Genomic DNA, 26,561 nt, shown 5'->3' with positions numbered 1-26,561 from the left:
GGCCGCGCCGGATCAGCCGAGGCCGTCCAGCACCACCGCGCTGAACTGGCGTGCCACCTCGTCGATGCTGAGCGGTCCGCCGACGTTGAGCCACTGGTACGCCCAGGCACACATGCCGACGAGCCCGAACGTCACGATCCGCGGATCCACGTCCGTGCGGAAGACCCCACGGGCGATCCCGTCCTGGATGATGCCGGCGAAGGCCGCCTCCACCACGTCACGCTTTCGGGTCACCTCGGCGAACACCTCCCCGGCGAGGTAGCGCCGTTCCTGGTAGAAGATCGTCACGTGCGCCCGGTACTCGGCCACGCTGGTCAGGCTGAACCGGATCAGCTCCGCCACCCGTACCCTCGGGTCGTCACTGCCGGATTCGATCTCCTGGATCGCGGCCAGCTGCGCCTCCAGGTACTCCTCCTGGATGTGGCGCAGCAGGTCGTCCTTGCTCCCGAAGTGGTGGTAGAAGGCGCCCTTGGTAAGCCCGGCCTGATCGGCGATCTCCTGCACCGAGGTCCGGTCGAAGCCGCGACGCTCGAAGAGCTCCAGCGCACTGGAGATCAACGACTTGCGGGTGTTCTCCGGGTCGTAGCCGTCGGGCCAGCGTTGCCGACGCCGGGTCGTCTCCGGCCGGCTGGACATCGCACGAGCCATCTGTGGCCTCCGCTTCCCGATCCCACTCAGCGCCGAATAATCCTACCGCCCGGTCGGAAGGATCATACCGTGGGCGCCCCGCGTGGCCGCCCGGGGCGCTACCCTGCGGCGCGCAGGGCGGGGTGCCCGGCCAGGGCCTGTTCGAGGGCGATCCGCTCCGCGTCGGTGTAGGCGAGAAGGTATATCCCGTCGAGTAGTGTGCCGGGCGTCGCCGCGAGATGGTCCACGGCGGCCGCGACCAGTTCGATGGCTGTCTGGATCGCGGGCGCTCCGGCCACACCGGCACCCAGCAGGGGAAAGAGGATGGTCCGGATGGAGGCGTCCTCGGCGGCGAGACGCTCCGCCTGACCCAGTGCGTTCGCGACGCCCGCCCCCACCTGCCGGACCTGCTGGAATCCCGCGCCGGGCTCGCCGTGAACGGCCGCGACATGAATGATCCGCCGGACCGCGTTACTGGCCGCCAGAGCGCCGGAGCCGGTGACGAACGCACTGCCCGGCGCGACCGGTCGATGGCCACCGACCGCACGGGCGAGTTCGTCCGCGATGACGTCGTCGACGACGTGGCCGCTGGCGTTACGCAGGGATCCGTTGTACCGGATGATGCTGGAGATCGAGAACTCGTTGAACCGGGCCATCTCCATGTCGGTGTTCTCGCTGTTGACCCAGATGTCCACGTCGTGAATCCGCATGATCCGACCGGCCCGGATGCCGATCAGGCAGGCTGAACCGTTCGGCGTGCCGAAGGTGAACGCCTGCGGTCGGGTTGTCGGGCGCTGCGGCTGGGCCCCGTTCCAGAGCCAGACCTGTTTCCGGAACTCCTTGGTCTGCACCTCCACCGGCCGAAAGTCCTCGGCCCGCAGACCGGGGTGACGTTCCCGCACGGCGTACGCGTACAGCGTGTCGGACACGAGGACGACCAGGTCTGCGCCGGGCTGCTCGGTCAACGCCGACCGCAGCACCGCGCTGTCGACCATCCGGCCCGCCTCCACGATCGCATCGCCCGCGAAGCCGACCGCCGCCGGGCCGAGCGGGCCGATCACGGCGGCCATCCGCAGTCGCATCCGGTCGCGGTAACGTCTGTTGTCCTCTGCCAGGACCTCCGATGAGGAGCGCAACAGCCGCTGCAGCGCCCGGTGCACCTCGATCTCGCTGGGCAGGAAGACGACCATGCCGTCACCCGTGCCGTGATGATGGGTCTGGTCGAGGCGCAGGCCCAGGTCACGCAGTACCTCGTCGATGAACGCGGAGACCCGGTGCTGCAGATCCACCTTCTCCTGGGCGGAGCGCCGGCTGTAGCCGGCCACGTCTATCACGAATCCCATGCGGACCGAGGCAGGAAACGATCCGGCAGAGCCCATGGAATCCACTGTAGGTCAGCCGCCGGCGGTCGGGCCGGCGGCCAGCTCGAAGATGGGCCAGCGCAGCAGGAAGCGCTCCTCGCCGCGTAGCGTGGCGCGGTGCACCAGCTGCGCGCCGAGCAGCAGGTACGGACGCAGCCGCCGACGGGTACAGGTCGCGTACGCGACGGTGAACCCGCGGTCGACCAGGTCCGGGTACGCGAAGCCGCCGACGAAGTCGCGGTAGTCGAGCACGGTGGCCCGGCGGGGGTGCCCGGTGCGCATGAGAGTGAGGATTTCGCAGCAGTGGTCGGGCCCGCCGGACCGGGTGTTCGGCTCCGGCGCGAAGCCGAACGCGTCGGCCTGGAAGGCGCGGTGTGCGTGCACGTTGACCGCGAGGTACCCGATCGGCCGCCCGGCGCGGTCGCTCCAGGAGTAGATCACCTGATCGTGGTACGGGATCCGGGCACGCAGCAGCTGGTTGCCGTCGTCCCAATCCCAGATCGACCGCGTCAGCGTGTTGTCGGTCAGCCTGACGTACGCGTGGTAGAAGTGCCGCTCGTACCGTGTGCGCTCGACCGGATCCTCCGGATCGAGGATGCCGTAGCGGTCAGCTCCGGTCACCTGCGGCCGCCCGCTCGACCCGCATGGCCAGCCCGTGGGTGGGGTACTGGGTGACGGTGGCCGAGACTGCCACCGGATGCCCCTCGATCAGCCGCAGTCGCACGCGTTGTGCGACGACCGCCAGCACGGTCGCCATCTCCACGGTCGCGAAGCCCGCGCCCAGACACTTGCGGGCTCCGGCGCCGAACGGGGCATAGGCGTGGCGCTGCGCCCGGGTCAGGCGGCCGGGAGCGAATCGCTGCGGGCGGAACTCGTCCGGGGCGTCCCACAGCACAGCGGAGCACTGCGCGGCGTGTATCGGAAGGATGACGCTGTCACCGCGGCGGACGTCGACCCCGTCGATCCGGTCGGCCACCGCGGCACGGCGGGTCAGGGTGTAGACCGGCGGGTAGATCCGCATCGACTCCTGCAGGATCTGGTGCGTGTACGGCAGCGCGGCCAGATCCTCGACGGTGGGTGCCCGCCCGCCCAGCACCTGCGCCAGCTCGACGTGCAGCCGGTCCGCCACCGCCTCCTCGCGGTCGAGCAGCAGCCAGGTCCAGGCCAGCGCCGTGGCGGTGGTCTCGAATCCGGCGAAGAACAGGGTCACCACCTGGTCGCGCAGCTCCCGGCGGGACCGGCAGGCCTGGTCGCCGTAGCCACGGATCAAGGCGGCCAGGATGTCCTGCCGCCCGTCGTCGTCGCGCAGCCGCTCGTCGATGCGCTGGTACACGTACCGGTCGACGGCCCGTCGGCAGCGGCGCAGGCGGCGGTGCAGCCGGGTGGGGACCCAGACCGGCAGCGTCACGGGGAGGATGTTGCGTCGGATCGCCACCTCCAACGCGACGTCGACGGTGTCGGTGAAGACGTTGGCCGGTGCGGGCAGGTCCTCGCCGAACAGCGCCTGGGCGATCACCCCCATGGTCAGCTCCCGCATCTGCGCCACGATCTCGACCGGTTCCCCGTGCTCGCGGGCCCGCTCCCACCGGTCGAGCAGCTCTTCGGTGCGCCCGGCGGTGACGTCGACCACCCGGGCGAGCAACTCGCGGTTGAAGATGGGTTGGGCCAGCCGCCGCTGCCGACGCCACACCGCACCGTCGCTGCAGATCAGGCCGTACCCGATGGTCAGCGCCAGGTTGTCGTGCTGGCGGCTGCGGCGGTAGGCGGGTGCGTTGGCGACCAGCACGTGCTGGATCGCCGGTGCGCTGGCGACCAGCGTGAACGCCCGGTGCAGCACCCGGAAGCGCACGACACCGCCGGGTGTGCGCGCCAACCGGCGCTGGGTGCCCAGCAGGTCGGCGCGCAGCGCGGCGAGCCGCACCCGGACCGCTCGGCGGTGATCCCGGGTCGGCACGGGCCGGGCCGGCGCCAGGCCCGGTCGCGCCGGGTCCTGCCCGGTCAAGGCCGGACTCCGGCATCCGCCGGCGCCTGCTCCGGGACCAGGTCCGCGAGCCCCGCCGCCGACTCGATCAGCTCGGCGAGCGTCCGGGCGAAGCGGGCGCCGGGCGCGCCGTCGACGATGTCGTGGTCGACGGTCACCGTGACGCCGAGCATCTTCCGGGGTTGCGGCCGGCCGTCCACCCAGCACACCCGTTCCGCGACGCTGCCGATGATCAACGCGCAGGTGACGAAGGAGATGGGGATTCCCCAGGAGGGACGCTGGCCGATGAACGAGCCGGCGTTGGACAGGCCGACCGTTCCCCACTGCCGTTTGCGCCGGACCGGGTCGCGCCGCATCCACCACCAGAGGACCCGGCGGGCCGCGCGGGGCAGCCGCAGAATCTGGCGCCGCCGGCGTACCCCCGGCTCGTCGTACAGGTCGTCGCGCACGGCGTCGCGCATCTCCCGGTTGATGTCGGTCAGGGTCTTGCGGTTGGCGCCGCGTACGACGTACATGACCGGCACCAGGCTGCCGTCCGGCTTGCGTTTCTCAAGCAGGGTGCTGACGTCCACGTCATCGAAGATGACCAGCTTGCCGGAGCCCTTGCGGTAGGCGTGCAGCATCTTGTGCCGGTCGACCGCCTGCCCCAGGCAGTACGCCAAAAACGCGGTGAACGAGGTTGCGCCCGGTGTCCGCGCCTTGTCCTCCTGCAGCAGCGCAAGAGCCCGCGAGACGTCGATCTCCAGCAGGCCGTGCGCCAGGTGCGCCCGGTGTCCGGCGGTCAGCGCGTCCACGACGAGCTCGCGGATGCGCGGCCAGGGGACCTCTTCGAAGGTGTCGTTCATGATCTCTCCCGTCGCCCATCAGAGGGTACGGGCGAGCCCGACGGCGACACGGGCGGGCCGCGCCGGGTCCGGCACGGCCCGCCGTCGGGCGGGTCAGCTCAGCGGCTCGACCCAGACGTCGCGGTACTGCACGGGGTTCTGGTGGTCCTGCAGACGGATCGATCCGGTCGCCGGTCCTTCGGGGATGTTGCCGCCGGTCGGGCCGGTGATGGCGACGTCGTCGTGGACGGTCACGCCGTTCCAGACCACGCTCACCCGAGCATCCGCGGTCTTGGCACCGGTGCCGTCGTAACGGGCCGCGTGGTAGACGATGTCGTAGGTCTGCCAGGTCTCCGGCGGCCGCGCGGCGTTGACGTCCGGCGCTTTCTGCAGATAGATCGCGCCAGCCTCGTTGGTGTCCAGGGTCGGATCCCCGTACGAGTCGAGAATCTGGATCTCGTACCGTTCCTGCAGGTAGACGCCGCTGTTGCCGCGATTCTGCCCGGTGACGTCCGGTGGCAGCTGCGGCACCCTGAACTCGACGTGCAACCGGAAGTCACCGAACGCCTGCTTGGTACGCAGGTCGCCGCAGCAGACCTCCATCGCCCCGTCGCCCACCCGTGGCCAGCTCGCGGCGCGCCCGTCGGTGTGCTGCCACTCCGACAGGTCACCGCCGTCGAACAGCACGATCCGCTCACCGGGCTGACGCACGGTGACAAGGTCCAGGTTGACATGACCGGTGTCGGTGGCGTCCACCCGGTACTCGACCGCGTTGACCCCGCGTCGTAACGTCAGTCGCTCGGTCTTGGTGGCCCACTCCTTCCAGGTGACGGTGCTCGGCAGCACGCTCTGGCGCACCTTGTCGCCGTTGACGTAGATGCTGACCGTCTTGTCACCGGCGAACGGGTTGGGACCGTTGCTGTAGCGCAGCCCGACGTCGTAGTCACCGTTACGCTTGACCTCGACGTGGACGGTGGTGGAGGCGTTCAGTTCGCCGAACCCGTCGACGAAGCCGACCCCGGAGTAGCCGGCGTGCTCGGTGTCGAGCCCGGCACTGCCCTGGCGGTAGCCCTCCTCGGCCTCGTAGAAGATCCGGTCCGGCTGCGCCCCCGGGATGGCGTTGAGGGTGTACCAGGCCTCGGTGCTCCACAGTTCCTCGCCGGTGGCGGCGGTGAACGAGCGCGGTGAGCGTAGGTGCACCACGCGGCCCTGCTGCAGGCCGTCGACCGTCAACCGGACCGTCCTGCGGTCGTTGGAGACGACGACCCCGCGGACGGTCAGCGTCTCCTCGTCGACCTTCGGCCCGCCGTACGCCGGGGTCGGCGCGTAGCGCCACTGCGTGATCCGGTAGCGCCCGGCGATGTCCTGGATCGTGGCGGTGGACAGCGGCTTGGTGTATTCGATCTTGAAGCCGTTCGGAGTGGCGCTCATCGACTTCATGTCGAACGTCCGGTTGCCGTTCGGGGTCAGCTTCTGCAAGCCGTACCGCAGCTTGCCGGCCTGACCCCAGTTGCCGTCGGCACCGAGCCCGCCCACGTAGATGGCTCCGTCGGGACCGATGGAGACCTCGTTGACGCCGGCTTCCAGTCCTTGGGTGTGCCGGAACACCGCGCCCTGGTAGGCGCCGTGCACCTCCTCCAGGTATGCGCGCTGCAGTCCGCCGTAGGTGACGTCGCCGATCAGCAACTGGTCACGGTACGGTCCCTTTTTGATCCGCACCGGCGTACTCGGCGAGTTGGCGATCTCGTTCTGCGGCAGCCAGAGCACGGGCCGGGTCACCGGGTTGGCGTCGAACGGCCCGTCCGGGTTGGTGTAGTGGTTGAAGAAGCGGTCCTGCTCGATGTGCACCAGCTTGGAGGCGGGCAGCCAGCCGCCCTGGTTGTCGGTGACGAACAGATCCTTGTCCCGTCCCCAGCCGATACCGTTCGGGGTACGCAGGCCGCCCGCGACGTAGCTGACCTCGCCGGTACGCCGGTTGACCATGATGCTGGTGCCCCGCTCGCCCACCGGCTGCGGGTCGGTGGTGGCGCCGCCGTGGTCGATCGCCACCGAGAGGTTGAGGTAGAAGTTGCCGCCCCGGTAGAGCAGGCCGAAGGCGAACTCGTGGAAGTTGCCGCCGTACGGCCAGCGGGCCACCGTCCGGTACTCGTCGGCGACCTCGTCGCCGTCGGTGTCCCGCAACTCGGTCAGCTCGTGTTTCTGCGAGACGTAGATGATGCCGTCGACCACCGCCAGACCCATCGGCTCCCGCAGGCCGCTGGCGACCCTCTTGTACGTGACCTGGTCGGGGCCGGTCGCCCCGGTCACGTTGTCGATGATGTACACCTCGCCGAGAACCTGCTCGCTGCCACCCCAGGTAGCGATGACCAGGCGACCGTCCTCGGTCCAGTCCATCCCGGAGACCTGTGGTTCGAATCCGTCCGGTCGCAGGTCGGTGAGGGTGTAGTCGGGGTGCACCGCGTTCAGTGGCAGCCCGTCACCGGGCGTGTCGGTGACACCCTGGCATGCCTTGCGGCCGGGCGCGGTCACCCGGACCACGCCGGCGTCCGTGCTCAGCACGGAGTTGGGCACGACGGCGAATTCCGCCGAGCCGGGCGGCTGCCAGGACAGGGTGAGCTGCTGACCGCCACCGGCCTCGAAGTACTCGACCCGTAGCGCGTGGTATCCCTCGGTCAGGCCGACCGTACCGTCCATCGAGGTCGCGCCGTGCAGTCCGTCGTGGTCGACCACGACCGCGTCGTCGATGTAAAGGCGGGAGCCGTCATCGCTGGTCAGCCGAAACGCGTACGTCCCGGCGGCGGCGACGTGCAGGTTACCGAGCGCGTGCGTGACGAAGTTGTCCTCCAGTCCGAACTCGGCGGCAGTCGACCAGTCGACGACCGGCATCAGCTTGTCCACGTTCGGGGTCTGTCCAGGTTTGAGAGCGCAGATCTCGGACAGCGGAACCTGCACGTCGTACGTACGCAGCGTCACGCCCGGTTCCTGGGGCGGCAGGTCCGCGACCTGGGCCGCGGCCGGCGACGCGCCGACGGCGGTCAGTGGAACGAGCAGGGCGGTGACGACGAGGTGTGTGAGCGGACGGCGTGTTCGTGGCGGGCGTGAAGACATTTCCTCCCCTTCGACGGTGCTGGCGCAGCCGCGGTCGGAACCATCACCGAGGGGTGCCTGCTCAGTGGACGAAATGGTCCTCGGATGCGCGGATGCGGCACATCATCAGCCACATTCGTCGAAGTATCAAGATCTTAGGAGCGAAAATATCGAACTTTCGCCTGTTTAGACGAAAGTTTTGCCTGGCGACGCCACAGGCCCCGCTTCCGCCCCGCTGGAGGCCCGCCCGGGCCGCGCCGTGAAGATCATCGGAACCCCCGACCGCCTGCCGCCGACCTGTCTTGTACCACTGCCTCGGACAGGAGGTCACCGGTGGGCGGGATGCCGTGGCTGCGGTGGCTGTTGACCTTGTCATTTGCCGTAACCGGCGGGTACTTCCTCGCACGGTGCTGGATCGACGCCGCCGATCCGGTGCTGCGTCGGCGGCTCGCCACCTGGATCAGCACGTTCGCCCACATAGCGATGAGCATGTCGATGATCGCCATGACCTGGCTCGGCACCGCGTGGGACGGACTCGGCCTGCAGGCCGCGCTGTTTCTCGTGCTCGGTGGCTGGTTTGGCATCCGGGCGGTCCGGGTGTGGCTGGCCTCCCCCGGCCCCAGGTCCCTGCACGCCCACCTCGTGTCGGGGCACGAGGTCGTGGCCATGGGCGCGATGGCCTGGATGCTGTTGCGCATGCACCACATGCCGGCAGGACACCCGCACGTCCATTCGCCCCCGGCAGGCGGTACCACCGCGTTCGCCACCGTGCTGCCCAGCACGGTCACCGTCCTGCTGCTGCTGATGTTGACGACCGCGATGGCGGGGTGGCTATGGACGTTGCGCGCTGCCCTGTCGAGGCCACCGACCCGCCGGCTCTTCGGCCCAGCCGGTGCCGCCGGTTGCCATCTGCTGATGTCGGCCGGGATGGCCGTCAGCACGGCGACCCTACTGTGAACCCGTGACTGGACTGTCGGATGCGGCTCCCGGCGAAGGCGGACGATCCTGGAGCACACCGTCGACGAGCAGGTCGGCCTTCTCGCTGTAGAAGCAGGCCAGACCGGCGATCTTCTGGCTTTCCGGCCGACGACGCCACACGGCACGACACCGCGCCACATGACACGACGCGGCACGAGGCGACGCTGAAGGCGACGCCTACGCCGGGAGCGACACCGGCACCGACGTGCGTCCTGTTCATATGCCGCCCCACCACGGTTCGCCCAAGCGCAGGATGCCGTGCGCGGTCACCGGCTACGGTCTGCCACGACCGTAGCGGAGCGAAGGTGACGTCGTGTCCGATGCCATTGGCCAACCACCGTCGACGGACGGGACCCTTCCTACCCCGAAACCTCTCGTCGAGGGCAGTCGTCCACTCGCGGCACACGTGTCGGTGTACGTGTTCGTCGTGGTGCCGCCGCTGGCGGTGGTGGCCGCCGTTCCGGTCGCCTGGGCTGGGTGCTCGACCGCGAACTGACCAACCAGCGACGTTTCGTCCCCGACCTGCTGGCCGACCGGGACATCCGGCTGGTCCACCGACTGTTCGGGCCGCTGACCGTGGCCACGCTGGCGCTGCCCGCCGTCCTCGGTGGATTGCTCAGCTGGACCTGGATGGGGGCGGTGACCGCGTTCTTCTGGGCCGGTCTGGTCCGCGTCGCGCTGTTGCACCACGTCACCTGGTCGGTCAACTCGATCTGCCACATGATCGGCGAACGACCGTTCACGACCCGGGACAGATCGGCGAACTTCTGGCCGCTGGCGATCCTGAGCATGGGCGAGTCCTGGCACAACCTGCACCACGCCGACCCGACGTGCGCACGGCACGGGGTGCGCCCCGGCCAGATCGACATCTCCGCCCGGCTCATCCGGATCTTGGAGCGGCTCGGCCTCGTGTACGACGTACGATGGCCGAGCCCTGCCCGACTCGCCCGACTCGCCCGCGCTGAGTGAACCCGACGGTGCACCGATGTCTACGGCAGGCCGCCGCGGTAGAACCCGGTGACGACGTCGAGATCCGGACGCAGCGGGCGGGAACGTCCCGGCTCGGTCGTCACTCCGTCGGACAACCGCTGGGCCGACAGGGCGAGGACCCGTTCGATGTCGGCGGAGACGTCCAGGTCCGTCGACTCCACGGCACACCCGGAGATCCCGAGGACACGGACCCGCCGGATCCACCTGCCGTCGGCGGATGGCACCGACACGATCTCCACCGTGTGTCCCAGCGGTCCAGCCACGGCGGTCACGCTCCGGTGTCCCGGGTGACGGCCCGGGCCTCCGCCGCGTCTCGGACATCGTGCCACGCGACGTCGTCGGCGACCACGACGGACGGGTAGGCACGTCCCTGGCGTTGGTCGCCGGCCACCAGCCCCGGTGGGCGGATCGTCGCGTCCTTGTCCAACGCCGCCGCGGCGGCCAGCAGGATTCGCCGGGTCGCGATCACCCCGGCATCGGCCGAGCCGAGCCGTTCGCTGCTGCGGTCCATCCGCGATCCGAGGTCGGCGTCGGTGCCCGGCACGTGCGGCCCCATGTTCTCCTGCACGGCGGCGTCCTGGATCCCGACGTTGCCGATCCCGGTCATCGACACGCTGGCCTGCAGGTCGCGGTTGATCAGATAGTCGTTGCCGCGGTTCATCGTCGGGACCAACGTGCCGGGAATCAGCGGCACGTGCAGGCCGCCGCCCGCCCGCCACCGGGCGATTTCCTGCGTCGTCAGCGGCCGGTCCAGGCGGAAGCTGAACGTCCAGGTGTAGGTACGGTGCTCGTCCACCGGCACCCACGCGTGGGCCGACAGCGGGGCGTCCGGCTCCTGGCTGAGCACCACGTACCAGGGCAGCACGACCTGGGTGAACCGCCAGTACGCCTGCCTGTCCTCAAGCCGACGCCGGGCGCCGATGGTCAGCCCGAAGTTGGTCTGCTCCACGTAGAACCGGGGTGCCTTGTCCACGGCGATACCGCCACGGACCCGGTTGAACTCCTTTCCGGCGTCCCACAGCCCGATGTCGCTGTGCAGGATGCCGACATGGCTGGCGTCCACCGCGCCTTCGAACGCCTGGATCGAGTTGCACAGCTGCAACCGGACGGAGGCATAGACCTGGTCGGGCGGCAGGATCGCCCATGGCAGCGCCGGCGGATCCGGACGCTGCCCAGGCTCTCCGAGATACGCCCAGACGATGCCCGCCTGCTCGATACAGGGGTACGCGGCGCGGGCGCGGACCCGGTCGCGAAACGTCGACTCCGACGGTTCGTTGGGCATGTCGACGCAGGCACCGTCGACGGTGAACTTCCAGCCGTGGTAGACGCAGCGCAGTCCCGGGCCGGTGGGTGAGTCGGCGGGTTCGTTGCGGCCGAAGTACAGCGACGCGCCCCGGTGCGGACACCACTGCGACAACAGTCCGACCCGGCCGTCCCCGGCCCGGAACAGCACCAGGTCCTCACCGAGCAGCCGCAGCCGGGTCGGTGGCCCGGCATCGAGCGGCAGGTCCGCCGAGCGGGCGACGGGTATCCAGTACCGCCGGTACAGGTTTCCCATCGGGGTGTCCGGCGCGGACGCGATGAGTGTGCGGTTGCGGTCGGCGCTGAGCATCTGCTATCCCTTCGCGCTGACGTGGATCAGGTCGCCGCGTCCTGCTGGGTAGCGCAACGCGGTGAGGGTGTCGTGCAGGTCGGCGAGTTCGACGGTCCCGCTGCACATCGGGGCGAAGCGGGCCGGGTCGCGGCTCACCAGGTCGACGGCGGACCGGATCGAGGCATCGTCACGCCCGCGCACCGTGGTGATCGTCGCCCGCTTGGCCGCCAGCGCAGGCAGGTCGACACCGGTGTGTCCGGCGGGCCACTGCGCGAGCGCGATCGTCGCGTCGAAGCCCAGCACGTCGACGGCGAAATCGATGGTCGCGGCGGTGCCGGCGGCGGTGTCCACGACGGCCTGGGCCATCCGCCCGGCGGTGCCGGCGGCGACGGCGCGACGCAGGTCGGCGGCCTCCGTCGTGACGTGGTCGGCACCCAACTCCGCCGCCAGTGCGAGGCGCGTCTCGTCACCTGGCCGTCCGAGCATCGCGACGAAGCCGGCGTCGACGGCACGGGCGGCTGCCAGACAGGACAGTCCCAGCTTGCCGGGGCCGACGACGACCAGCGTGTCACCGGGTCCGACACCTGCCGCACGGACCCAGCTGATCGCGTTGGCCAGTGGGAACACCAAGGTGGCCAGCTCGGTCGGCAGATCCGGCGGCAGCCGGTGGACCATGGCCCGGTCGTCGAGCCAGAGGTACTGGCTGTAGCCGCCCCACAGGCCGGTCCCGACACCGATCGGAGTGGAGCCGTACCGGAGGGTATCGCCGGTCGGTCCACAGGCCGGGCACAGCCGGGCGGTGCCGGCGGCACATGCCGCGCAGCCGCCGCACGGCAGGTACTCCTCGATGAGCAGCCGATCCCCCGGGGCCACGCCGAGACGCGCGGCGGTGGCCTCGGCGATCTCGTCGACACTGCCGACGATGTGGTGACCGAGGATGACCGGACCCGGGTTGGGCAACCCGACGTCGGCATACCAGCCGACGTCCGCGCCGCAGACGCCGGACGCCTCGATCCGCAGTAGCCCGCCGGAGTCCTCGACCGCCGGCAACGCTATCTCGCGCAGCTCGGTACGGGAGGCAGCGACCTTGACCGCAGCGAGGCAGTCGCGCCGGGTCATACGGACTCCCGGTGGCGGGTGTCCCGGTGGCGGGCGTCGCTACGGCCGGCTCCGGACAGGGCGGAGCGCACCCGGTCGACGAGGTCGACGAAGTCTCCGGTACGACGTACGGCGGCGGCGCGAGGGCGGACCAGCGGCACTGGAACCACGTCCGCGACAGTGGTGGCGGGTCCGGCGGAGAGCACCACCACCCGGTCACCAAGCAGTACGGCTTCTTCGATGTCGTGCGTGATGAACAGGACCGACTTGCCCGTGCCGGCGCAGATCCGGGACAGTTCGCCCTGCATCGTCTCGCGGGTCTGCGCGTCCATGGCCGCGAAGGGCTCGTCCATCAGCAGCACCGTGGGATCGAGGGCGAGCGCCCGGGCCAGGTTCACCCGTTGCTGCATACCGCCGGAGAGTTCGTGCGGATAGCGACCGGTGGCGTCGACGAGACCGACCAGGTCCATCATGGCCGCCGCCCGTTCGCGGGCCCGGGCCCGGGGCACCCGGCGCAGTTCGAGACCGTACGTGACGTTGCCGAACGCCGTGCGCCACGGCAGCAGCGAGGCGTGCTGGAACACCAGCGCACGCTCGGATCCCGGCCCGGTGATCCGCGTGCCACCGAGTGTGATGCGGCCGGCCGCCGGTGGCAGCAGGCCGGCCACGGCGTGCAGCAGGCTGGTCTTGCCGCACCCGGACGGGCCGACGACGGTGACGAACTCGCCGGTACCGACGCGCACCGACACGTCGGCGACGGCCCGCAGCCGCTCACCGCCGTCGCGGTCCGGATAGTCGACGGCGACCGAGTCGAGAAACAACTCAGGCATGATGCTGCGGCCTCCACCGGTCGAGCCGCCGTTCCAGCGCGCGAACCGCGGCGGTCATCGCGACGCCGGCGCCGGAGACGACGAACAAGGCGACGAACATCAGGGAGGTCTGCAGGGTGTTGCCGGCGTACAGGATCGTGTAACCCAGTCCTTCGCTGGAGGCGATCAGCTCCCCCACCACCATGCCGACCAGGCCGACGCCGATCGCCAGGCGGATTCCGGTGACGATGGAGGGCACCGCCCCGGGCAGTACGACGGTCCGCAGGGTCTGCCAGCGGGTCGCGTTCAGTGCCCGAGCGACGGTCAGCAGGTGGTGGTCGACGGTACGGACGCCGGTACGGGTGTTCAGCATGATGGGGAAGACGGCCGAGATGAACACGACGGCGACCTTCGAGCCGAGTCCGATGCCGAACCAGACGACCAGCATCGGTACGAGGGCGACCCGTGGGCTGGCGTACGCGAAGCTGACGATCGGCTCGGTCAGCTGGTCCAGCCAGCGCCACCAGCCGACAGCCAGGCCGGCCGCGAGGCCGGCGACCAACGCCAGCGCGAACCCGACGATGAATTCGGTGGCGCTGACGACGACGTCGCGCCGGCCGGTACCGGAGGTGAAGTAGTCCCCCGCGGTCATCAGGATGTCGCTGGGGCGGCTGGTGAGCAGGTCGTTGACGATCCCGGTCGCGGCGCACCCCTCCCAGGCGAGCAGGGTGACGGCTACTCCGGCCAGGCCCAGCAACAGGCCCTGGTGCCTGGCCGGGCGGCCCTGGCGGCTTCGGGTCGGACCGGGTGGGGTGTCCGGTGCCGCGCCGACTGCCACCGGTGCGGCGGGCGCCGGCCCGCCGTCCGCTAGCGACGAGGTCCTGGTCATGATCACGGAACCGCCTGCGGTCCGACGGCACCGGCCTGCTCGACCAGTGTGGTGTCGGTGAACGCGGTCAGTGGTGTCGAGCGCAGCTCGGCGTTCGGACTGGCGGCCATGATGGTCTCGGCCCAGCTACGCGGGTAGGGGCTCACCTCCCACAGCGGGGCCGCCTCCGCGATACTCGCGGCGATCAGGTCGGCGCCGACCTCCGGGTTCGCCTCGGCGAACACCTCCGTCAGGTCCTCCAGGTCGCCGCGCGCCGCTTCGGTGGCCTCGGCCATCGCCGACACGAACGCGACGACCGCGGCACGGTCTGCCGAGAGGTAGTCCGACGACACCGCGAAGACCCCGGGTGAGGTCTTGTCGGCGATGTCGGCGACCTTGCTGAAACCGTCCTGGCGGGCCCGTACCGTCGCCGGCGGCGAGAGCAGCACGGCGTCCACGGTGCCGGCCTGCAGGGCGGCGTACTGCGCGGCGACCGTCTGCAGGTACACGATCTCGACGTCGGTGTCGGGATCCAACCCGGCGTCGTGCAGAGTCTTCATCAGCGCGCTGGAGAACGACGACCCGGGCGTCGTCGACGAGATCGTCCTGCCGCGCAGCTCGGGTACCGTCAGCGCCTCGTCGGCGAAGATGGCGAACGGCAGCGCGCCCGAGGTCATGAAGACCTTGCCGCTGCCGGACGCGGCGACCGCCCGCATCAGTTCGTCACCGTCGAAGGCCACGTCCACGTCGCCGGCGAGCAACGCCGCCTGGGCCGCGGCCGGGGTCACGTAGGTCATCTCGATGTCGATGCCGTGCTCGGCGAAGATGCCCCGGCGCTGCGCGTAGAGAAACACGGCGCTGGCCATCGAGGACTTGGCGGCACCGTCGGCGAGGACGATCCGGTGCGTGGCGGAGTCACCGGCGCCGTCGGCGGTAGCCGCGCCGTCCGCCGTACAGCCGGCGAGGGCTGCTGACACGCCGACCGCGACCACCGCGACCACCGCCGCCAGCCTGCTGGTGCTTCTCATCGTGAAATCTATGTCCTCTCCACGGTTGCGGTGCGAGGCGAACGCGGTCTCTGGATGCCAGCGGATGCGGCGACTGTCGTGTCGACGAGCAGACACTCGATCAAGAACTTTGGGTAGCCTAACCATAGTCAGATGTTTGGGGCAACGGCTGGTCAGCCTTTGATGACGGCCCCGGCCCGACCTATTGTCAGATGATGGTTAGGCTCACCTAAACTGGCAGGGTTTTCATACTCCAGAACCTCACGAGGAGCGGGCATGCGCGGCACCGTGCGGCAGGTCGCCACGGGCGGAGTTCACTCCGTATCGAGCGACCCCGATCTGGCACCACTGCGGGTGCCCGGCGAGTGGACCTCGATCGGTCACCGGCTCCGGCACATCGCCGCGGCCACGCCCGACGCGCCCGCGCTCGCCGCGCCCGACGGCAGCTACAGCTACGCACAGTTGCTGAGCATCACGCAGAGCTGGGCGCGGGCGATCCACGCGCACACCGCCGATCTGCCCCGACACGTGCCACTGGCGCTCGACATCGAACCAGCCGTCCGCTGCACCGCCGCGCTGCTCGCCGTGGTGCTCTCCGGCCGGCCGGTCATCCCCCTCGATCCCACCCTGCCTGAGCAACGCGCCGAGCAGATCCTCGGGATCGCCGGCGCCCACCGCATCGACACCGGCACCGTCGCCGGGCTACCGCCGGTCGACGGCGATCCGCCCGAGTGCGTGGCCGACGATCCCGCCGTCGTCTTTTTCACCTCGGGCTCCACCGGTCGGCCGAAGGGTCTCGCACACAACCATGGCACCTGGCTCAATCAGGCGTACAGCGCGCAACTCGCGATGGACCTCGTGGCGACCGACCGCAACGCTCTGGTGCTGCCACTGAGCTACGGGGGCGGGCTCGACGTGCTGTTCATGTCGCTGCTCACCGGTTCCAGTGTGCACGTCTACGATCCCCGCCTGCTCGGCCTGGGCAGCATGCTCGACTGGCTGAATGACCAGCGGATCACGACCGTACACGTCACGCCCGCGATGTTGCGCTCCATCCTGGACTCTCCCGCGGCCCCGCAGCTGCTGACGGCCGTGCGGCTGGTCACCACCTGTGGCGAGGCGATCCACTCCACCCTGGTGCAACGGCTCCGCGCGCGTCTCGGTCCGGACAGCGCCTTCGTCGGCTTGTCCGGCGCCTCCGAGATCGGCATGCTGGCCCACTTCGCCCTGCCCGCGTCGGCACCGGTACCGTCCGGCATCATCCCGGTCGGCACCCCGGCGGCGAACAAGACCGTCCAGATCCTCGACGAGCACGGCGGGCCGCTCCCGCCCGGCGTCACCGGCGAGGTCGTCGTCACCTCCCGATACCTGTCCAGCGGTTACCTCAACGACCCCGACCAGACCGCCACCCGGTTCCGCCGCAACCCGGACGGGACCACCAGCTACCGGGGCGGCGACCTCGGCCAGTTCGACGCCGACGGCCTACTGCACCTCAAAGGTCGATCGGACAGCGCGGTCAAGATCAACGGCTACCTCGTGGAACCGGCTGACGTGGAAGCCGCGCTACTGCACGCACCCGACATCGCGGAGGCGGTCGTCACCACCACACCGACCCTGGACGACACCGGCGCGACCCGCGCGATCCTCGTCGCCCACGTCGTGCCGGTCGCCCGGGAACGCTCCACCACCCCGGCGTCCGTACGCCGCGCGTTACGCGAACGGCTACCGACGTGGATGGTGCCCACCCGGATCGTGCTGATGACGCAGCTGCCCCGTAACGAACGCGGCAAAGTCGACCGACGCGCCCTGCCGACGATGCCCGAGCAGCGACCCGTCCACCCCCGCACCACGACCGAGCGACTGCTCGCCGGCATCTGGTGCGGCGTGCTCGGCCTATCCGACGTGCCGGCGAACGCCGACTTCTGGCACCTGGGCGCCGACTCACTCGCCGTCGAGCAGATGATCGCCGCCGTCCGTCGAGCCACCGGCGCCGATCTGCGCTCCCGCGATCTGACGGCGGCACCCACGATCGCCGACCTCGCCGCGCTGATCGACCGACGCGCGACCCGCCACCACGACCTGCCACCGACGGCGGTGACGCTGCGTACCGCACCCACCGGACCGGCCACGGCCGACCGACCGGCGCTGTTCGGATTCGCCGGCGGCGGCGCACCAGCGCTGTCGCTGCTGCCACTCGCCGCCGCGCTGCACACCGACCTGGCGATGATCGGCTTTCAGGCCAGCGGCTACGAGACCCGGGGACGGCCCGACTGGCGGCTCGCCTCAGTCGTCCGCCGGCACCTCAGGACGATCCGTGCCACCGCCCCCAACGGCCCCTACATCCTGATCGGCCATTCGTTCGGTGGACTACTGGCTCTGGAGACCGCGACCCGGCTCGCCGCCGCGGGCGAGCAGGTGCCGCTCGTCGTGCTGCTGGACACCATCCTGCCGGACCGGATCGCCGTACCCGCCCGCCGCGCCGCCGGTATCGACGACCTGGCGGCCGTCGTTCCGCCGCTGCCCCGACGGCTGCAGATGCACGCCCGGCTCGCCGGCGCGGGCGTCGTCCGCTACCGGCCGCAGGTTCGCGAGGCGGTCTTCTGGGAACAGAGCCTGCGCATGGTCAACCGACACCGGCTCACTACCTGGTCGGGCCGGACGCTGCTGTTCACCGCGCAGGACAACCCGGACCGCCCCGAGTGGTGGGACAGCGTGCTCACCGGCCCACACGAGATCGTCCCGATCGAGGGCGGTCACTCCTCGATCCTGCGCCCGCCCTTCCTGCAGCCGATCGTCACACGATTGACTGCCGAACTGACGCGCTGAGTGGTTCGGCCGACGGTCCCCACGTCCCTCATCGAACCTTGCGGTTCAGCCAGGAGGTCAGCGTCTCCACCCCGAGCAGGACGCCGAGGATCATCAGCAGCACCAGCGTGACCACCGGGTACTCGCGGGTTCGCATGGCCTGCAGCAGATACAGCCCGATCCCGCCAGCACCGACCAGGCCCAGCAGTGTCGCCGCCCGGATGCCCGCATCCAGCTGGTACAGGACCTGTCCCAGCAGGATGGGCGCGGCCTGCGGCAAGGTCGCGCCGACGTACGTCTGCAGCCGTGAGGCCCCGACGGCGCGCAACGCGACCGCCGGGCCGGGCGGAAGATTCTCCAACGAGTCCGCCACCAGCTTGCCCAGCAGTCCTGTGGCACCCAACGCCAGGGCCAGTACGCCCGCGACCGGGCCGAGACCGGTGAGCACCACGAACACGATGCCGAGCACCAACTCCGGCAGACCACGAACGACCAGCACCAGAGCCCGGCCGGAACCGTACATCCAGCGGTTCGGCGCGACGTTACGCGCCGCGAGCGATCCCAGTGGTACGGCGAACACCGCACCGAGCAGGGTGCCGGCCAGCGCGACCTGAAGCGTGACCAGCAGGGCTGCGAGCAGGTCCACACCGGCTGAGTCCGGTGGCCAGAACAACGCCAGGGTCTCGGACGCGTCGTCGACCAACGTCGCGTCCAGCACACCGCTGGACGTCACCGACCATCCGACGAGCGCAGCGGTCACCACGACGGCCAGGTAGCCGACGATCCGTCGCAACGTCAACGGCGGCATCGTCGCGCGCCGCCGCCCGATCGGCCGGTCCATGACGGACCGCCCCGGTGCGCGCAGCAGAGCGCCCCGCAGCACAGCCGAGACCACTTCGACGAGCAGGAGCACGACGAACAGGATCACCGCCCAGGCCATCCCACGCGGGTAGTCCAGCCTGCCGAACGCGAGCGCCATCTCGGTACCGATACCGGCCGCGCCCACGAAGCCGAGGATCGCCGAGATCCGCAGGTTGATGTCGAAGCGATGCAGCCCGATCGCGATGAACGCCGGCACCACCTGCGGCAGTACGCCGGTGACGAACTCCTGCACCGGGCTCGCGCCGACGGCCCGCACGGCGTGTCGGGGCCGCACGTCCGCATGCTCGATCGCCTCCGCGTAGAGCTTGCCGACCATGCCCGCGGAGTGCAGTCCCATACCGAGCACCGCGGGTAGCGCCCCGAGTCCGAAGAAACGGACGAACACCACCGCGAGCACGACATCCGGAGTGGCCCGGGCGACCGTGAGCAGCGCACGCGCCGCAAGCCGACCCCGGGTGGCGGCGGCTACCGCGAGGGGCACCCCGATCAGCACGGCGAGAATCGTCGCCAGCAGGACCACAGCCAGGGTCCGCCCGGTCTGCGTGAGGATCTCCGCCGCCGCAGGGAAGTCCAACGGCCACGTCCGGCGCGCGAACCCGACCAGGTCCGCCGGCGCGTTGACAGCCGCGTCGGCGAGCAGGTCGGCCAACGCCCAGACAGCCAGCGCGGCCAGCACCAGGAGACCGGCCTTCGTCCGGATCACGCGCCGTACACCCGGGTCAGCGCGTTGCCGTCGACATCGGCAGCCGGTACATCGGCCACCACCCGTCCGGCACGCAGCCCGATCACCCGCTGCGCCATCGACAACGCGGGTGCGACCTGGTGCAGGCTGCACAGCACGGTGAGCCGTTCCTCCCGGGCGATGTCGCGGATCAGCCGCAGCACGGTGTCCGCCGTCACCGGATCCAGCGACGCGACCGGCTCGTCGGCCAGCAGGATCTCCGGCCGCTGCACCAACGCTCGGGCCAGCGCCACCCGCTGTTGCTGCCCGCCGGACAGCGAGTCCGCGCGCCGGAACAGATGCTCCGCCATGCCGACCCGGTCAAGCTGCTCGGCGGCCTCACGGCGGACCCGGCGCGGATAGCTGGCCAGGCCGATTCGTGGGCCGGTGAGTCGGCCCAGAGCGCCGCTGCAGGCGTTTTCCAACGCGGACAATCTGCCGACCAGCTGGAACTCCTGGAAGACGAACCCGATCCGGCGGCGCAGTGCACGAAGCGCACGTCCGCCGGCCGCCGCCGGGTCGGTGCCGAGCACGGTCAACCGGCCGCCGGTAGGTGTGTCGAGCCCGCCGACCAGCCGCAGCAACGTCGTCTTGCCAGACCCGGACGGGCCGAGGAACACCACCAGCTCGCCGCGCCGGATCTGCAGGTCGACACCGTCGAGCGCGGTGACCGCCGCGGCGAAACGCTTTGCCACACCATCGAAACGGACGGCCTGCGGCTCATCCGTCACAGAGCTTGACCTTCGCCACCGCGCAGACCGCGCGGACGGAGTCGTAGGACTCGTCGGTCACCGGCGCGAAACCCCACACACCGGCGATGGTCGGTACGCCGAGCGCGTCGGCGTTGCCGTGTTCGGTCGTCGCCCACGCCAGCTTGTCGCGCAGCCGCGGCTGCAACCGGGTGGACATCGCCAACGGACCGTTGATGATCGGGCGGGAGGTCCAGATCGTCTTCAGCTCATCGGCCCGGATCCGGCCTTCGGCCGGCAGCACTTCGTCGACGATCCGGTCCTGCACCGCCGCCGCGTCGCAGTCGCCGTCCCTGACACCGAGAACCGCGGCATCGTGCCCGCCGACGAACCGCTCGGTGTAGTCGTCGCGCGCGATACCCGCCTCGGTCAGCGCCACCATCGGGTAGAGGTATCCGGACGTCGAGTTGGGATCCACGAAACAGACCCGTTTGCCGCGCAGGTCGGCAAGGCCATGGATCGGGGCATCGGCCTTGGCCACGAGGTAGGCGCGGTAATGGGGCGGCGCGCCCTTGTGCGTGATCTGCACACCCATCGGTTCGACACCGACGCCGGAATCCCTCGCCAGGACGTACGACAGCGGGCCGTACACGGCGAGATGGATGGTGCCGGCGCGCTGGCCCTCGACCAGGGCCGCGTAGTCCGTTGCGATCTTGATCTCGACCCGTTTGCCGGTCTGCCGTTCGAGCATCGCCGCGAACGGCTTCCAGTCGTCGGCCACCGAGGTCGAGTTCTCGTACGGGATCACGCCCAGCACGAGCTGGGACGGATCGGCCGGATCGGCGTCAGGCGCGCACCCGGCGACCGTCAGCGCCACGAGGACAACGACCGTCCCGGCAACCCGTACCCAATTACAGATCATCACCATGTCCCCGGTCCACCCACCGGGATGTTAGCCAGCCGCATGGCACGACGCCCGCACAGACCGGTGAAGTTCATCTAGACGTCACGCTCCGGCCGACTCAAGAAAGTCAATAAATGGTGATCACATACTTCATTTCTGTCGACGATTGTGACACACTGGACGCAGTGTACCGTCGGCGCCCCCGGAAGGCCATTCATGGATTTTTCTGCACCCGGAGTGGACGTCGACACACCGACTTCCGCCCGTATCTACGACTACATGCTCGGCGGCACCCAGAACTTCGAACAGGACCGGATCGTCGCGGAGAAACTGAATTCGGTTGCTCCGTTCCGCCGGATGGCGCGGCTCAATCGGGAATTCCTGGTCAAGGCCGTTCGCCTCCTCGCCGGCCGGGGCGTCACCCAGTTCCTCGACATTGGTTCGGGCATTCCAACAGCTGGCAGCGTGCACGAGACGGCCCGCACGGCGGCCCCTGACAGCCGGGTCGTCTACGTCGACCGCGACCCGACGGCGGTCGCCCACAGCCGGTTGCTGCTCGACGCGATTGAGGGCGTCGCCATCATCGAAGCCGATCTGCACGACCCTGACAGCATTCTTCAGCATCCCGACACACAATCGATCATCGACTTCACCGAACCGGTAGGACTGTTGTTCCTCGGCGTCGTCCAGTATCTTCCGGACAGTGCGGATCCGGCGGAACTCCTGCACCGGTACATCGATCCACTCGCGTCGGGAAGTCATCTCGCGCTGACCCACTTCACGGCCGACAATTTCGAGACCGAAATGGCTGCCGCGGTGGACTTCTTCGCCGGCACCGCGTCCCCCATGTACCCGCGCGGCCAGGCCGCGATCACGGCGTTGTTCAACGGGCTCACGCTGCTCGATCCCGGGGTGGTGTTCACCGCTCGTTGGCGTCCGGAGCCCGGTGGGGTCGGTGCCGACGATCCCGACCGCTCCGGCCACTACGCGGGCGTCGGCCGCAAGCCGTAGGGCTCACCGGTCGATCTCCCGGCCGAGGGCGAGACCATCAAGCTCTGCCCTCGCGCAAGCTCTGCCCTCGCGCCGTGGCGACGCGGCTATCGCGCCCGGACGGTCATCGGCAACCGATCCGGATGCAACGTGGTCGCGGCGACCGGTCGCACGCGGTGCCCGACGTCCCCGATCAGCTGCCAGCGCGACAGCAGCCCGGCTGTCACGATCATCGTCTCCATGATCGCGTACGCCGCACCGACGCAGGTCCGGGCTCCCTGCCCGAACGGCAGGTACGCGTCACGGGAGATCTCCGAAGCCCGCCCGGCTGACCAGCGGTCCGGGTCGAACCGGTCGGGCTCGGTGAACGAGGTCGGATCCCGATGCAGCGCGTACGGGCTGTAGAACACGTTCGCCCCGGCCGGGAGCCGGTACCCGTCCAGGGTCAGGTCCCGTTGCGGGATGCGTGGAAACAACCACCCCGGCGGATACAGGCGTAACGCCTCGTGCACCACCTGCCGCAGGTATCCGAGCCGCTCCACCGTCTCGGGGGCCGGTTGGCCGTCCCCGATCTCGGCCCGGATCCGCTGCGCGACACCGGGATGACGATCCAGCAGATGGAAGATCCAGCCGAACGCCGCGGCCGACGCCTCGGTGCCCACGAAGAGCATCGTCATGACCTCGTCGTGGATCTGCGCGTGGGTCAGTGGTTCACCGGTGTCCTCGTCCCGCGCCGCCAGCAGCGCGGCCAGCATCCCGACGCCGTCGTCGGCGCCGCGACACTGCTCGATGATCTCATCGACGAGTTGGTGCATGGTTCGGCTGGCCGCGGTGAACCGCCGGTTGCCTGGTGTCGGCAACGCGAACAGCAGCTCTGTCGGCGCGTAGGCCCGTTTCGCCACCCCACGGAACACGACCGGCAGTTCGCGTGCGGCCCGCGCGGCGGCAGCCACTCCCCCACCGCCAGGAAAGAAGCTGCGCACCACGATCGCCGCGGCGACGTCGTGCAACAGCTCATCGAGATCGAGGCGCTGGCCGTCCTGTAGACCAGCTGCCCGCTGCCCAACCACCTCGGCGGCCACCGAGGCGTAGTTCACCAGCCGCTGTTGACCGAACAGCGGGGTGAGCAGGCGACGACGACGCCGGTGCGGCGGCCCGTAGATGCTGCCGATGCCGTCGCCACCAAGGACCTTCAGCTTCTCGAACAGCACACCGTTCGCCGTCACCTGGCTGTGCGTGACGAGCAGTTCGCGTACGGCCGACGGCGACGACACCAGATACGCGGGGTGGCCGCCGAGGCGGAACTCGACCACCGATCCACGGTCACGGACCCGGCTGACGAACTCCAGTGGCCTGCGCAGCAGGTCCAGGGCGTGCCCGACGGCAGGCAACGCGCCCGGCATCCGCGGCGGGACGGTCCCCGACGACGTCAGCATGCCGCCACCGGCCACGCCGCGTACTGCCGCAACCCGTACATCAGCGGCCGGCTCGCCACCGGATGCCGGCCGATCTGCCGCACCTCACCGAACACGACCAGGTGGTCGCCGACGGGCGCGGTGTGCGTCACCCGACAGTCGCCGATCGCGTGCGCGTCGTCGAGCAGGTGCGGCCCGCAGTTCTGCGCCGAGCAACGCCAACGCACCCGGTCGAATCGGTCGGGCGCGCCCGAGGCGAACAACTCGGCCTTGTCGCGGGCGCCGTCGTGCAACAGGTTGACGGCGAACGCTCCGCGGGCGAGTACCGCCGTCAGGGTCGGACTGGACCGGCGCAGACAGACGATCAACGTGGGTGGTTCCACCGCCACGCTGCAGACCGACGAACAGGTCATCCCCCAGGGCACGCCGTCGTCGCCAAGCGCGGTCACGATCGACACGCCGGTAGGAAATCCGGCCATCATCTGGCGGAAGTCCGACGCTGAGGCGAAGTCCAGTGGACGATTCATGACAGGTTCCCTCCGGTCCAACGGTCCAGCTGCTCGACCATCACGGCGAGCAACGACTCCCGCTCGTCGCGTAGGAAAAAGTGACCGTGACCGATCTGCCGCCGGGTGAACTCGCCGGTCGTGTATTCGCGCCAGCGCTCGAGATCCGCCGCGGCGGCGTCCGGATCGCCGGCGCCACCGACCGCGAGGACCGGAATCGGCAGCGGTCGCGGCGGCACGGTCGGATACTCACGCCGGATTCGCAGGGTCACCCGCAGGTCCTCGGCCAGCCAACGGGCGAATCTGGGGTCGGCCAGCAGATCCGGGTCCGTCCCGTCGGCGTTACGGGCCCAGTCGAGCAGCGTCTCGTCGTCGTCCGCCGCCACCGGCAACCGCGTCGCCTGCAGATGCGGTACGACGGCCGACGCCACGACGAGCCCGCACGCCCGTACCCGGCATCCGACCTCGTAAGCGACGAGGGCACCGAAGCTGTGTCCGAACAACGCCCACGGCGTGCCGTCCGCCACACCGCGCAGCTCCTCGGCCAGCGGGTCGGCGAGCTCGATCATGGTCCTTGCCGGGGCCTGCCGGATGCGCCGTTCCCGGCCGGGCAACTGCGCGGCCCACACCTCGACCCACCCGGGCAGGGCCGCCTGCCAGCCGGCGAACTCCGACGAGCCCGTGCCAGCACCGCCGAGGCATACCAGCCGCACCCGGGCCGTGTCCCGGCGCCGTACCCGTGGGAACCACTCACTGCGCGCGGCGCTCATCCCGCCGCCCTCGCCCGGTCGACGACCTCCGCGAGTTCACGCACGGTCGGATGCTCGAACACGTCCACCGGGCTGAGGGTGACCCCGAGCTCGGCCTCGACCCGGCGGATCAGCCTGGCCACCAGGATCGAGGTCAGACCGATCAGGAACAGATCGTCGTCGAACTGATCGGTGCGCACGGTGTCGGTGCCCAGCAGCTCACCGAGCAGGCCGGCCAGCGTGGTCTCGGACGGGGAGCCGTCGGCCGGGCCGGACACCAGCTCCGGGTCTGGCAGCGCCGGCAGATCGACCTTGCCCCACGCGGTTCGAGGTAGTTCGGCGAGGAGCACGTACCGGGCGGGTACGAGATAGCCCGGCAACCGCTGCGCCAGCCAGTCCCGCAGCTGCGCCGGTGTCGTCGGCGCGTGGGCGACCACGTAGGCGACCAGTCGGTCGTCGCGCGCGATCACCGCACAGTCGTGGACGGCCGGATGCCCGTGCAGAACGCCACGGACCTCACCTGGCTCGACCCGGTAACCACCGAGTTGCACCTGGCCGTCCCGGCGGCCGGCGAAGTACAGCTGGCCGTCGGCATCGATCTCGGCGAAGTCCCCGCTGCGGTACGTCCGCTCACCGTCGACGACGACGAACCGCCGCGCGGTCAGCTGCGGCCGGTTGAGGTAGCCCGCCGCGACCCCGGCACCGCCCAGGTACATCTCCCCGGTCCCACCGGGACGAACCGGCCGCCCGTGGTCGTCGAGCACCCGCACACTGTTGTGGGCGATGGGATACCCGATCGGCACCCGGGTCACCTCGGGCGGGATCACCGCGAACGTCGAGGCGATCGTGGCCTCGGTGACGCCGTAGCTGTTGATCAGTCGGCGCCCGTCGGCCCATCGCCTGGCCAGCTCCGGTGCCAGGTTCTCGCCGGCGCTGATCACCAGCCGCAGTGCCGGAAACCGCACCGGGTCGAGGTCGGTCAGCCTCGTCGGTGTGCTGACCAGCACGCTGACCTGCCTCTCCCGCAGGAACTTCGTCAGCTCCGGCGGGGCGCCGCGTTGCTCGACACTGGGAATGTGCACGCTGGCACCGAGCGCGAGGGGCACCATGAACTCGAACACGACGCCTTCGACGTGCAAGGGCGCGAGCATCGCGACCCGGTCATCCGCGGTGATCCCGAATCCGTCCCGGGCCATCTGGACGATCGGCGGCAGGGACCGGTGCCGGCACAGCACGCCCTTGGGCGTGCCGGTCGAGCCCGAGGTGTAGACGACGTAGGCGAGATCCTCCGACGTGTGGCCCGGCCGGTCGCCGACGACGTCGATCGTCACCTCGGATTCGGTGACGCCCGCCAGAAGCCGCACCCCCGCATCGGTCAGCAACTCCTGGCGGCGCAGCTTCGGCTGTACCGGATCGAACATCAGGAAGGCGGCACCGGCCCGCCACACGGCCAGGGCCAGACACACCGCGAGCGTCGACCGTGGCGCGTCGATCGCGACCACCTCGCCGGGCCGCACGCCGTGGGCGAGCAACCGGTCGGCCAGTCCGGCGGACACGTCACCGACCTGCTGGTAGGTCAGCTCACCGTCGGGACCGCCGAGGCACAACCTGCTCGGCTCGCCGTGGGTCGACTCGGCGTGAATCCGGTCGAGGATCAGCTCGGGTACGGTCATCAG

General features: G+C 70.1%; 22 protein-coding genes and 1 pseudogene. 4 read left to right on the top strand and 19 right to left on the bottom strand.

Features of this window, described 5'->3' with window-relative positions; translation table 11 throughout:
• Nucleotides 1-12: 12 nt before the first annotated feature.
• The 6 genes from ACN27F_RS33600 to ACN27F_RS33575 form a co-directional block, all read right to left on the bottom strand.
• Nucleotides 13-648 carry a TetR family transcriptional regulator gene (locus ACN27F_RS33600; protein WP_421439655.1) on the bottom strand — a complete coding sequence of 212 codons (636 nt, stop codon included), beginning with the start codon at nt 646-648 and terminating at the stop codon, nt 13-15.
• A 98-nt stretch (nt 649-746) separates the two neighbouring features.
• The gene (locus ACN27F_RS33595; RefSeq protein ID WP_421439654.1) at nt 747-1,970 is read right to left on the bottom strand and encodes a macro domain-containing protein; all 1,224 of its coding nucleotides are present in this window, start codon (nt 1,968-1,970) and stop codon (nt 747-749) included.
• A 51-nt stretch (nt 1,971-2,021) separates the two neighbouring features.
• Nucleotides 2,022-2,609 (bottom strand): hypothetical protein, encoded by a 588-nt coding sequence (locus ACN27F_RS33590; RefSeq protein ID WP_421439652.1) that lies wholly within the window; start codon nt 2,607-2,609, stop codon nt 2,022-2,024.
• Nucleotides 2,596-3,990 carry a cytochrome P450 gene (locus ACN27F_RS33585; protein ID WP_421439651.1) on the bottom strand — a complete coding sequence of 465 codons (1,395 nt, stop codon included), beginning with the start codon at nt 3,988-3,990 and terminating at the stop codon, nt 2,596-2,598. Before ACN27F_RS33585 ends, ACN27F_RS33590 begins: the two co-directional genes overlap by 14 nt.
• A complete protein-coding gene (locus ACN27F_RS33580) occupies nt 3,987-4,814 on the bottom strand; it encodes a 2-oxo acid dehydrogenase subunit E2 (protein ID WP_421439650.1) in 828 nt (275 codons plus the stop codon). Before ACN27F_RS33580 ends, ACN27F_RS33585 begins: the two co-directional genes overlap by 4 nt.
• A 93-nt stretch (nt 4,815-4,907) precedes the next feature.
• Nucleotides 4,908-7,901: a family 16 glycoside hydrolase gene (locus ACN27F_RS33575; RefSeq protein WP_421439649.1), complete on the bottom strand. Its 2,994-nt coding sequence runs from the start codon at nt 7,899-7,901 to the stop codon at nt 4,908-4,910.
• Nucleotides 7,902-8,222: 321 nt separating this feature from the next.
• Here ACN27F_RS33575 and ACN27F_RS33570 point away from each other — a divergent pair, with 321 nt between their 5' ends.
• Nucleotides 8,223-8,837, top strand: coding sequence for a DUF5134 domain-containing protein (locus ACN27F_RS33570; RefSeq protein WP_421440599.1), 615 nt, complete (start codon nt 8,223-8,225; stop codon nt 8,835-8,837).
• 414 nt (nt 8,838-9,251) lie between these two features.
• A pseudogene (locus ACN27F_RS33565) lies at nt 9,252-9,827 on the top strand (acyl-CoA desaturase); the annotation flags it as partial.
• 20 nt (nt 9,828-9,847) lie between these two features.
• Here ACN27F_RS33565 and ACN27F_RS33560 read toward each other — a convergent pair.
• Genes ACN27F_RS33560 through ACN27F_RS33535 form a run of 6 tightly spaced genes read right to left on the bottom strand, consistent with a single transcriptional unit; the run spans nt 9,848 to nt 15,245 of the window.
• Entirely contained in the window at nt 9,848-10,111 is a 264-nt protein-coding gene (locus tag ACN27F_RS33560; RefSeq protein ID WP_421439648.1) for a hypothetical protein, read from the bottom strand.
• A 5-nt stretch (nt 10,112-10,116) separates the two neighbouring features.
• A complete protein-coding gene (locus ACN27F_RS33555) occupies nt 10,117-11,460 on the bottom strand; it encodes a Rieske 2Fe-2S domain-containing protein (protein WP_421439647.1) in 1,344 nt (447 codons plus the stop codon).
• A gap of 3 nt (nt 11,461-11,463) precedes the next feature.
• Nucleotides 11,464-12,561 (bottom strand): zinc-dependent alcohol dehydrogenase, encoded by a 1,098-nt coding sequence (locus ACN27F_RS33550; RefSeq protein ID WP_421439645.1) that lies wholly within the window; start codon nt 12,559-12,561, stop codon nt 11,464-11,466.
• The gene (locus tag ACN27F_RS33545) at nt 12,558-13,370 is read right to left on the bottom strand and encodes an ABC transporter ATP-binding protein (RefSeq protein WP_421439643.1); all 813 of its coding nucleotides are present in this window, start codon (nt 13,368-13,370) and stop codon (nt 12,558-12,560) included. Before ACN27F_RS33545 ends, ACN27F_RS33550 begins: the two co-directional genes overlap by 4 nt.
• Entirely contained in the window at nt 13,363-14,238 is an 876-nt protein-coding gene (locus ACN27F_RS33540; RefSeq protein WP_421439641.1) for an ABC transporter permease, read from the bottom strand. Before ACN27F_RS33540 ends, ACN27F_RS33545 begins: the two co-directional genes overlap by 8 nt.
• A 2-nt stretch (nt 14,239-14,240) precedes the next feature.
• Complete coding sequence (locus tag ACN27F_RS33535; protein ID WP_421439639.1) at nt 14,241-15,245, bottom strand: ABC transporter substrate-binding protein; 1,005 nt, start codon at nt 15,243-15,245, stop codon at nt 14,241-14,243.
• Nucleotides 15,246-15,500: 255 nt separating this feature from the next.
• Between ACN27F_RS33535 and ACN27F_RS33530 the strand changes: the two genes are divergently transcribed.
• Nucleotides 15,501-18,050 (top strand): alpha/beta fold hydrolase, encoded by a 2,550-nt coding sequence (locus ACN27F_RS33530; protein WP_421439637.1) that lies wholly within the window; start codon nt 15,501-15,503, stop codon nt 18,048-18,050.
• A 28-nt stretch (nt 18,051-18,078) separates the two neighbouring features.
• Here the strand turns inward: ACN27F_RS33530 and ACN27F_RS33525 are convergent, their stop codons facing one another.
• Genes ACN27F_RS33525 through ACN27F_RS33515 form a run of 3 tightly spaced genes read right to left on the bottom strand, consistent with a single transcriptional unit; the run spans nt 18,079 to nt 21,243 of the window.
• Entirely contained in the window at nt 18,079-19,614 is a 1,536-nt protein-coding gene (locus tag ACN27F_RS33525) for a PhnE/PtxC family ABC transporter permease (protein WP_421439635.1), read from the bottom strand.
• The gene (locus ACN27F_RS33520; protein WP_421439633.1) at nt 19,611-20,363 is read right to left on the bottom strand and encodes a phosphonate ABC transporter ATP-binding protein; all 753 of its coding nucleotides are present in this window, start codon (nt 20,361-20,363) and stop codon (nt 19,611-19,613) included. The genes ACN27F_RS33525 and ACN27F_RS33520 overlap by 4 nt, the downstream gene beginning before the upstream one ends.
• Entirely contained in the window at nt 20,353-21,243 is an 891-nt protein-coding gene (locus tag ACN27F_RS33515) for a phosphate/phosphite/phosphonate ABC transporter substrate-binding protein (RefSeq protein WP_421439631.1), read from the bottom strand. The genes ACN27F_RS33520 and ACN27F_RS33515 overlap by 11 nt, the downstream gene beginning before the upstream one ends.
• 150 nt (nt 21,244-21,393) lie before the next feature.
• Here ACN27F_RS33515 and ACN27F_RS33510 point away from each other — a divergent pair, with 150 nt between their 5' ends.
• Nucleotides 21,394-22,236 carry an SAM-dependent methyltransferase gene (locus ACN27F_RS33510; RefSeq protein ID WP_421439629.1) on the top strand — a complete coding sequence of 281 codons (843 nt, stop codon included), beginning with the start codon at nt 21,394-21,396 and terminating at the stop codon, nt 22,234-22,236.
• A gap of 86 nt (nt 22,237-22,322) precedes the next feature.
• Here ACN27F_RS33510 and ACN27F_RS33505 read toward each other — a convergent pair whose 3' ends face one another.
• From ACN27F_RS33505 to ACN27F_RS33490, 4 genes are read right to left on the bottom strand one after another with little or no spacing between them, the layout of a single operon-like run.
• Nucleotides 22,323-23,651: a cytochrome P450 gene (locus ACN27F_RS33505; protein ID WP_421439627.1), complete on the bottom strand. Its 1,329-nt coding sequence runs from the start codon at nt 23,649-23,651 to the stop codon at nt 22,323-22,325.
• Nucleotides 23,645-24,157, bottom strand: a complete 513-nt coding sequence (locus ACN27F_RS33500; RefSeq protein WP_421439626.1) for a flavin reductase family protein — start codon at nt 24,155-24,157, stop codon at nt 23,645-23,647. Before ACN27F_RS33500 ends, ACN27F_RS33505 begins: the two co-directional genes overlap by 7 nt.
• Entirely contained in the window at nt 24,154-24,906 is a 753-nt protein-coding gene (locus ACN27F_RS33495; RefSeq protein WP_421439624.1) for a thioesterase II family protein, read from the bottom strand. The genes ACN27F_RS33500 and ACN27F_RS33495 overlap by 4 nt, the downstream gene beginning before the upstream one ends.
• Nucleotides 24,903-26,558 carry a non-ribosomal peptide synthetase gene (locus tag ACN27F_RS33490; protein ID WP_421439622.1) on the bottom strand — a complete coding sequence of 552 codons (1,656 nt, stop codon included), beginning with the start codon at nt 26,556-26,558 and terminating at the stop codon, nt 24,903-24,905. Before ACN27F_RS33490 ends, ACN27F_RS33495 begins: the two co-directional genes overlap by 4 nt.
• Nucleotides 26,559-26,561 lie beyond the last annotated feature (3 nt).

This window comes from Solwaraspora sp. WMMB335, assembly GCF_049179075.1.
Taxonomy (GTDB): Bacteria; Actinomycetota; Actinomycetes; order Mycobacteriales; family Micromonosporaceae; genus Micromonospora_E.
The sequence above is the reverse complement of the archived record's forward strand: the minus strand, read 5'-3'. Positions and strand labels throughout refer to the sequence as shown.

Excerpts from the sequence above, each read along its gene's own strand:
- ACN27F_RS33550 (WP_421439645.1), bottom strand. The coding sequence starts at position 12,561 with ATGACCCGGCGCGACTGCCTCGCTGCGGTCAAGGTCGCTGCCTCCCGT.
- ACN27F_RS33600 (WP_421439655.1), bottom strand. The coding sequence starts at position 648 with ATGGCTCGTGCGATGTCCAGCCGGCCGGAGACGACCCGGCGTCGGCAA.
- ACN27F_RS33530 (WP_421439637.1), top strand. The coding sequence starts at position 15,501 with ATGCGCGGCACCGTGCGGCAGGTCGCCACGGGCGGAGTTCACTCCGTA.
- ACN27F_RS33505 (WP_421439627.1), bottom strand. The coding sequence starts at position 23,651 with ATGCTGACGTCGTCGGGGACCGTCCCGCCGCGGATGCCGGGCGCGTTG.
- ACN27F_RS33555 (WP_421439647.1), bottom strand. The coding sequence starts at position 11,460 with ATGCTCAGCGCCGACCGCAACCGCACACTCATCGCGTCCGCGCCGGAC.
- ACN27F_RS33570 (WP_421440599.1), top strand. The coding sequence starts at position 8,223 with ATGCCGTGGCTGCGGTGGCTGTTGACCTTGTCATTTGCCGTAACCGGC.
- ACN27F_RS33535 (WP_421439639.1), bottom strand. The coding sequence starts at position 15,245 with ATGAGAAGCACCAGCAGGCTGGCGGCGGTGGTCGCGGTGGTCGCGGTC.
- ACN27F_RS33500 (WP_421439626.1), bottom strand. The coding sequence starts at position 24,157 with ATGAATCGTCCACTGGACTTCGCCTCAGCGTCGGACTTCCGCCAGATG.
- ACN27F_RS33580 (WP_421439650.1), bottom strand. The coding sequence starts at position 4,814 with ATGAACGACACCTTCGAAGAGGTCCCCTGGCCGCGCATCCGCGAGCTC.
- ACN27F_RS33515 (WP_421439631.1), bottom strand. The coding sequence starts at position 21,243 with ATGATCTGTAATTGGGTACGGGTTGCCGGGACGGTCGTTGTCCTCGTG.
- ACN27F_RS33595 (WP_421439654.1), bottom strand. The coding sequence starts at position 1,970 with ATGGGATTCGTGATAGACGTGGCCGGCTACAGCCGGCGCTCCGCCCAG.
- ACN27F_RS33575 (WP_421439649.1), bottom strand. The coding sequence starts at position 7,901 with ATGTCTTCACGCCCGCCACGAACACGCCGTCCGCTCACACACCTCGTC.
- ACN27F_RS33545 (WP_421439643.1), bottom strand. The coding sequence starts at position 13,370 with ATGCCTGAGTTGTTTCTCGACTCGGTCGCCGTCGACTATCCGGACCGC.
- ACN27F_RS33540 (WP_421439641.1), bottom strand. The coding sequence starts at position 14,238 with ATGACCAGGACCTCGTCGCTAGCGGACGGCGGGCCGGCGCCCGCCGCA.
- ACN27F_RS33495 (WP_421439624.1), bottom strand. The coding sequence starts at position 24,906 with ATGAGCGCCGCGCGCAGTGAGTGGTTCCCACGGGTACGGCGCCGGGAC.
- ACN27F_RS33490 (WP_421439622.1), bottom strand. The coding sequence starts at position 26,558 with ATGACCGTACCCGAGCTGATCCTCGACCGGATTCACGCCGAGTCGACC.